This is a genomic window from Steroidobacter sp. (genome assembly GCF_016790065.1).
Classification (GTDB): Bacteria; Pseudomonadota; Gammaproteobacteria; order Steroidobacterales; family Steroidobacteraceae; genus Steroidobacter.
Window position 1 is genome coordinate 1 of record NZ_JAEUPY010000750.1, and the last position, 6,755, is coordinate 6,755.

At 62.7% G+C, this 6,755-nt stretch carries 7 protein-coding genes; 1 reads left to right on the plus strand and 6 read right to left on the minus strand.

Translation table 11 applies throughout. From position 1 onward, the window contains the following. The 5 genes from JNL55_RS30625 to JNL55_RS30645 all read right to left on the minus strand — a co-directional run. Positions 1-779: fumarylacetoacetate hydrolase family protein (locus tag JNL55_RS30625; RefSeq protein WP_293863511.1), on the minus strand; the 779-nt coding region annotated here is incomplete at its 3' end. A 19-nt stretch (positions 780-798) separates the two neighbouring features. Beyond that, positions 799-1,545, minus strand: a complete 747-nt coding sequence (locus tag JNL55_RS30630; protein WP_415923195.1) for an SDR family oxidoreductase — start codon at positions 1,543-1,545, stop codon at positions 799-801. A 34-nt stretch (positions 1,546-1,579) separates the two neighbouring features. Beyond that, complete coding sequence (locus JNL55_RS30635; protein WP_293863514.1) at positions 1,580-2,419, minus strand: amidohydrolase family protein; 840 nt, start codon at positions 2,417-2,419, stop codon at positions 1,580-1,582. Next, entirely contained in the window at positions 2,416-3,483 is a 1,068-nt protein-coding gene (locus JNL55_RS30640) for an aldo/keto reductase (protein ID WP_293863516.1), read from the minus strand. Before JNL55_RS30640 ends, JNL55_RS30635 begins: the two co-directional genes overlap by 4 nt. Beyond that, the gene (locus JNL55_RS30645) at positions 3,480-4,808 is read right to left on the minus strand and encodes an enolase C-terminal domain-like protein (protein WP_415923194.1); all 1,329 of its coding nucleotides are present in this window, start codon (positions 4,806-4,808) and stop codon (positions 3,480-3,482) included. The genes JNL55_RS30640 and JNL55_RS30645 overlap by 4 nt, the downstream gene beginning before the upstream one ends. 123 nt (positions 4,809-4,931) lie before the next feature. On the opposite strand from JNL55_RS30645, the gene JNL55_RS30650 reads away from it, so the two are divergent. Further along, the gene (locus tag JNL55_RS30650) at positions 4,932-5,723 is read left to right on the plus strand and encodes an IclR family transcriptional regulator (protein WP_293863520.1); all 792 of its coding nucleotides are present in this window, start codon (positions 4,932-4,934) and stop codon (positions 5,721-5,723) included. 40 nt (positions 5,724-5,763) lie between these two features. Here JNL55_RS30650 and JNL55_RS30655 read toward each other — a convergent pair. After that, positions 5,764-6,755, minus strand: a 992-nt coding sequence (locus tag JNL55_RS30655; RefSeq protein WP_293863522.1) for an MFS transporter, incomplete at its 5' end; no start/stop codon positions are given.

Genomic DNA, 6,755 nt, shown 5'->3' on the forward strand with positions numbered 1-6,755 from the left:
CCCGCTCGCAGATACACCGGCGGCTGCTGCCCCATGCCCACGCCCGGTGGCGTGCCCGTGGAGATCACGTCGCCGGGCTCCAGCGTCATGAACTCGCTCAGATAGCTGATCAGGAACGGTACCTTGTAGATCATGGTGGCGGTGCTGCCGTTCTGGTAGCGACGGCCGTTGACAGCAAGCGTCATGCGCAGCGCATGCGGGTCGGGCACCTCATCTCTAGTGACCAGCCACGGACCGAGCGGCGCGAACGTGTCGCAACTCTTGCCCTTGACCCACTGCCCGGAGCGCTGCAACTGAAAGTCTCGCTCCGACACATCGTTGACCACGCAATAGCCCCCGACATAGTCCATGGCATCGGCGACCGTGACATAGCTCGCCCGCCGACCTACCACCACCCCAAGCTCCACTTCCCAGTCGGTCTTGGAGGAGCCACGCGGCAATCGCACGTAGTCGTTCGCGCCGGTGATCGCCGTAGTCGCCTTGAAGAAAACCACCGGTTCCGGCGGCACCGGCAGGCCCGACTCCGCTGCATGATCCGAGTAGTTCAGTCCGATACAGATGATCTTGCCGACGCGGCCGATGCACGGCCCCAGTCGAGGCGCACCCTCCACGCGGGGCAGCGATGCCAGCTCGAGCCCAGCCAGGCGCACCGCGACGTCTCGCTGAAATATCGAGCCCTCGATGTCGGACACCATGCCACTCAGGTCGCGAATCACACCGACGTCATCCAGCACACCCGGCCGTTCGCTCCCCGCCGGCCCAAAACGCACGAATCTCATGAGCAACCTCGATCGTTGATTAGTTGGTCCAGCCGCCGTCGATGACGTGCAAGGCGCCGGTAGTGAACGCGGATTGGTCCGACGCCAGGTAGAGCGCCAGCGCCGCGATCTCCACCGGTTCGCCCAACCGCCCCATCGGCTGACGCGAAACGAAGGCGCGCCAGTTGTCCTCCTCCTCGCCAGGCAACGCTCGCACTCGTTGTTGCAGTGACGGCGTCCGCACCGTGCCTGGACAGATGGCGTTGCAGCGGATGCCGCTGCCGACGAAGTCCGCGGCTATCGACTTGGTCAGTCCGATCACCGCCGCCTTGGTCGCTCCGTATGCGAAGCGACTGGCCACGCCTCTGACGCTGGAGGCCACCGATGACATGTTGATGATCACGCCGCCACCGCGGTTGATCATGTGCGGGATCACTGCCCGACAAACGCGGTACATGGAATCCACATTGAGCGTGAACGAGCGCCGCCAACTGTCCTCATCGCAGTCCAGGATGGTGCCCTGATGCACATAACCGGCGCAGTTGAACACCACGTCGAAGCCCGCGTTGTTCTCCACCAGTGCGGTGATGCCTTGCGGATCGCTCACATCCAAACGCTGCGTGCGGATCAGCGGATATTCCTGCGCCAACTGCTGCAAGAGATCTTCTGCGATATCCGTGGCGAGCACAGTAGCGCCCTCGGCGGCAAATCGGATCGCGGTTTCCCGGCCGATGCCTTGAGCCGCGGCGGTGATCAGGCAAGATTTTCCTTGCAACGTTCCTGACATACTCATTCACTCGATCCAGGGGTGTTTCTGGTCATCAATCTTCAGCCAATGAATAAAAGCGCACGGCGTTGCCTCCCAGCACGTCCGACGCATCCTGCGCTGGCAGCCCGGCCAGAATCGAGCGAGCGACCGCCAGCCACGTCGCGTAGTCCCCGTTGCAATTGAGCCCCGGCCAATCGCTGCCCCACATCACCCGCTTGGGGCCAAAGCTGTGCAATACCTGCTGCGCGTAGGGACGCACATGCTCGCTGGTTTGCGTCGGCGACAGTTGGCTGAGCTGCCCGGACAGCTTGCACAGTGCCTGTGAATTTCGTGCCAACGAATGCATCGCCGTCGACCATTCAGCGAATGCACCCGCGGCGATGTCAGGTTTCGCGCAGTGGTCGATGACCACACGCAGATCGGGATGTCGATCCAACCGCCGGCGCAGATGCTCCAGATGCCTGGGAAACACCAGCGCATCGAATGTCAGCTCGCAATCGATCAGCGCCTGAAACGCGGCGTCCAGCGCCGCAGAGGCAACCCACCGGTCATCTGCAATGTCCTGGATCATCGGGCGAATGCCCTTCAGACAACCCATGCCCTCGGCCTTGAGCCCGGCGATGCGTGCCGGCGCATCCTTCGCCGCCATGTCCACCCAGCCGACCACGCCTGCTACGAAGTCCGTTGTGCGAGCTATGCCAAGCAGGTATCGCGTCTCCGCTTCGGTCGCCGCAGCCTGCACGAGAACACTTTTGCGCACCCCCGCTTCAGACAACAGGGGCCGCAGATCGGCTGGCAGGAAGTCTCGATACAACGGCTCCAGCTGCGGCGTGAGCCAGTCATAGTCGCCACGTCCCAACGACCAGAAATGTTGATGTGCATCGACGATCACGGCAGTCGGGCCTCCGAGCCCGGCACTGGAGCGTCCGCCGCGATCAGACCTTCGGCTTTCAGATCGCTCCACAGCGAATCGGGAATGCTGACACGATAATGCTCCAACGTTGCCCGCAACTGCTGAGCACTGTCAGCGCCGGGGATGACACTGGTGACCTGCGGATGCGCCAGCGGGAACTGCAGAGCGGCGGCAGCCAAGGGAACACCGTGGCTATCGCAGACACGCTCCAGGCGACGGACGGTCGCCAATCGATCGGCGGGGGCAGGCTCGTAGTTGTAGTTCACCGGACCATGACCCCGGGTTCCCGTGGCCAGGATGCCGGAGTTGTAGATGCCCCCCAGGATCAGCCCCGTCTTGCGCGCCACGCACTTGGGCAGAAATGTTTCGAGCGCGCCCTGTTCGAGTAACGTGTAGCGCCCGGCCAGCAGGAAGCAATCGAAGTCGCCCCATGCCATGACCGATTCGCACACCTGCCACTCGTTCACTCCCAAACCAATGGCCGCCACCATCCGCGCGCGACGCAGCTCATCGAGGGCTCGATAACCGGACATTTCGAGCAGGCGCAGCTGAGTATCGTTACTCTGACCATGCGTCGCATGACCGATATCGTGCACCAGCAGTACGTCGACGCGGGCGAGTCCGAGCCGCTGCAAGCTGTCCTCGAACGATCGCATGATGCCGTCGTAGGAATAGTCATAGACCGGCTCGAATGGCATCTCGGAGGCGAAACCATGCCGCCGACCGCAGCCTGCGTGAGTCGTCAGCGGCTTGAGCAGCCTGCCGACCTTGGTGGACAGAACGAACGAATTTCTCGACGACGTGCGCAGTGCATCGCCCAAACGCCTTTCACTCTGCCCGAACCCGTAATACGGCGCAGTGTCGAAGTAACGCACGCCCGCCGCCCAAGCCGCCTCGATCAGCGCACGCGCGGTGCCTTCACTCATCGGCTCATACAGGCTGCCCAGCGCAGCGGCACCAAAGCCGATCTCCGTCAGGCGAAGTTCGGTCGCGCCGAGCCGCCTGGATCGCGGCATCTGGTCAGCGGCGGCGCCCGGATTCATGTCGTACATCGTGCGGCGTCGGTGCCGTTCCATTCACTGCCGGTTGGATATTCGTAGCGGGCCAGCGATGCCTCGCGCATTTTTATGCTGTACCCGGGCTGAGAAGGCGCCACGTACGAGCCGTCGCGTATCACGCAAGGATCCTCGAAATGCTCGTGCAGGTGCTCGACGTATTCGGCCATCCGCCCTTCCAGGTCGGCCGAAAGCATGACGTAGTCGATCATGGAGAAGTGCTGCACGTATTCGCACAGCCCCACACCGCCGGCGTGCGGACACACCGGCTTGCCGAACTTCGCCGCCATCAAGCCGACGGTGAGCATTTCGCTGAGCCCCGCCAGCCGGCACGCATCCACCTGCACGATGTCGATGGCGTCGTTGGCGATGAGCTGCTTGAACATGATGCGGTTGTGACAATGCTCTCCGGTCGCAACCTTCACGCCGTGCAGCGCCTGCTTTATCTTGCGATGGCCGAACAGATCGTCGGGACTGGTCGGCTCTTCGATGAACAGCGGCTTGAACACCGCGAGCCGGTTGACCCACTCGATGGCCTGGTCCACCTCCCATATCTGGTTGGCGTCGATCATGATGCGGACTTCCTGTCCCACCGTATCGCGGGCGATACGACATCGGCGTATGTCATCTTCGAGATTCACTCCGACCTTGAGCTTGAGGCTCTTGAAGCCCTGAGCAAGCGCTTCGCGGCACAGCGTCGCCAGCTTCTCATCGCTATATCCGAGCCAGCCCGCCGAAGTCGAGTAGGCAGGATAGCCATGACGCTCCAGGTATGCGATGCGCTCATGCCGGCTCGCGTAATTGCGACGCACGATCGCCAGCGCTTCTTCGCGTGTCAGCACGTCGCTGAGATAACGCAGGTCGAGCGTATCGACGAACCGCTCCGGCGACAGATCGCAGGCCAGACGCCACACCGGCTTGCCTTCGCGGCGCGCCCACAGATCCCACACGCAATTGACGATGCTGCCGGCGGCCATATGGATCACGCCCTTCTCCGGGCCGAGCCAGCGCAGTTGGCTGTCGGCGCGCAGGTCGGCACAGAAACGTCCCAGATTCGCCGTGATCTCATCGAGGTCACGTCCCACCACCAGGTGACTCATGGCCTCGACCGCGCGACAGCAGATGTCGTTGCCACGACCGATCGTGAAGATCAGACCATAGCCGCTATGCCCGTCGTCGGTCTCCAGCACGACGTACGCCGCCGAATAATCCGGATCCGTATTGATCGCATCCGAGCCCGCGAGGGTGCGGGAGGTCGGGAAACGAATATCGCGCACGACCAGACGGGAGATCTTGGTGGCCATTCCTGTCATTGAACTGTTGATGCCATATATGAAAATTCATCGTACCCATAAAAATCGACACGTGCAACAGACCCGCTCAGCCACGTATCATTCGAACTTTCCCGTCATGGCGACCAGGCAGCGAGACATTGCATGAGCACGAAGCGCAAGAAGCAGGCGGGCCGCAGAAAGTACGAAGCGCCAGCCTTGGAGAAGGGGCTGGACATCCTGGAGCTGCTCGCCGGCGAGGAATCCGGCCTGACGCTATCGGGCATCGCGACGCGCCTCGATCGATCGGTAAGTGAGCTGTTCCGCATGCTCATCGTCCTGGAGCGGCGCGGCTACGTGCACGCCCCGCCGGAATCGGACAAATACCAGGCCACGCTGAAGCTGTTCGAGCTGGCGCATCGCTTCCGGCCGGTGCAGCGCCTGACCACCGTCAGCGGCCCCCTGATGAAAATGCTCGCTCACCGCATCGAACAGTCCTGCCACCTCGTCATCTACTACGAAGGCAAAGGCCACGTGGTGGCCCAGCAGGACTCACCCTCCGAGCGCGTACTGAGCGTGCGTTTGGGGGCGGAGGCGCCGTTGCTCAACAGCTGTTCCGGACACTTGATCCTGGCGTACGCGACAGAGCAGGAACGCGCATTGATGCTGACGCGCGTTCCCAAGCATCACCGCCGGCCCAGCGGCTCCGACGTCGACCCAATCGTGAAGCGCGTGCGCAAGCAGGGATTCGAGCTGATCGACAGCGCGCAGATCAGCGGCGTGCGCGATATCGGTTACCCGGTCTTCGATCACACGCGGCAGCTCATCGCCGCGCTGGTCGTCCCCTTCTTTTCCTTTCTAGACGGCTCTCATCCAGTCAGCATCACGGCCGCCCAGGAGCTGGTGAGTAAGACCGCCGCTGCGATCTCGCGCGAGATGGGCAGCCCTGAAGCGTGACGACTCGGGGCGGTCGTAGCGCGCAAGCGACCACTCGGCGTCATTGCGGCCGCAACCTGATCAGCGGCATGTACGCCAGCGGTATGGCCAGCAGCACGATCAGCCCGATAAACAGCCCACGGTAGCTGCCGGTCAGGTCGAACAACCAACCCGACAACACCGGCACCGCGGCGGAGATCGTCACTGCCACCAGCGACATGCTGCCAAGCGCTCGGCCAAATATCCGCAGATCGAAGAGCCGACCGACCAGCGCGCCAAAGAACGGTGAGATTCCGCCTCCGACGATCGCCGCCGTCATCGTGGCCGCGACCAGGCCCGCGTAGCTGTCAGCGATCGCGAACAAGGAAACGGCAGCGATGCATACCGACAACAGGCCCGCGAACACCGCTCGAATGTCGAGCACATCGCACAACCTGCCGATGATGGGGCTCACGCACATGCCGATCAGCGCGAACATCGACAGCAATAGTGCCGCTTTGTCCCGTGGCGCGCCCATGTCGGTGGCAAACAGTGACAGATTGGACATCACCACGCTGAACATGGCGAGGATCACGCTCATGCCGAACGAGGCCAGCCAGAAATTCCGATCGGCCAGCACGGCCTGGAGTGTCACCTTCTCCGTAGGCACCTGCGGCTGTTTGCTGGCGAGCGACTCAGCTGCGATATCGCCGTCGGGCGCAAGACCGCGATCCTGCGGATGATCGACGATAGCCCAGCACGCCAGCAGACAAACCACGACGGCAATCAATATCCCCACCACGCGCATGGCGAATCGCCAATCGAACTCGTCGATCAGCAGCGCCACCACCGGCGGCAGCATGAAGCCACCCAGCTTGGTGCCGAGCGCCGCCAGTCCGATGGCAAGACCGCGCTGGCGCACGAACCATCGCGAAAGTAACAACGGGGCAAATAGCGTGGTCAGCGTGGCCGAGCCGATCGGAATCAGCAGCGTGTAACCGGCGATGAAGCCGCGCACGTCGGACGTGAACGAGATGAGGAAGAAACCCGCTCCCATCGCGATGGAGCTTGCGA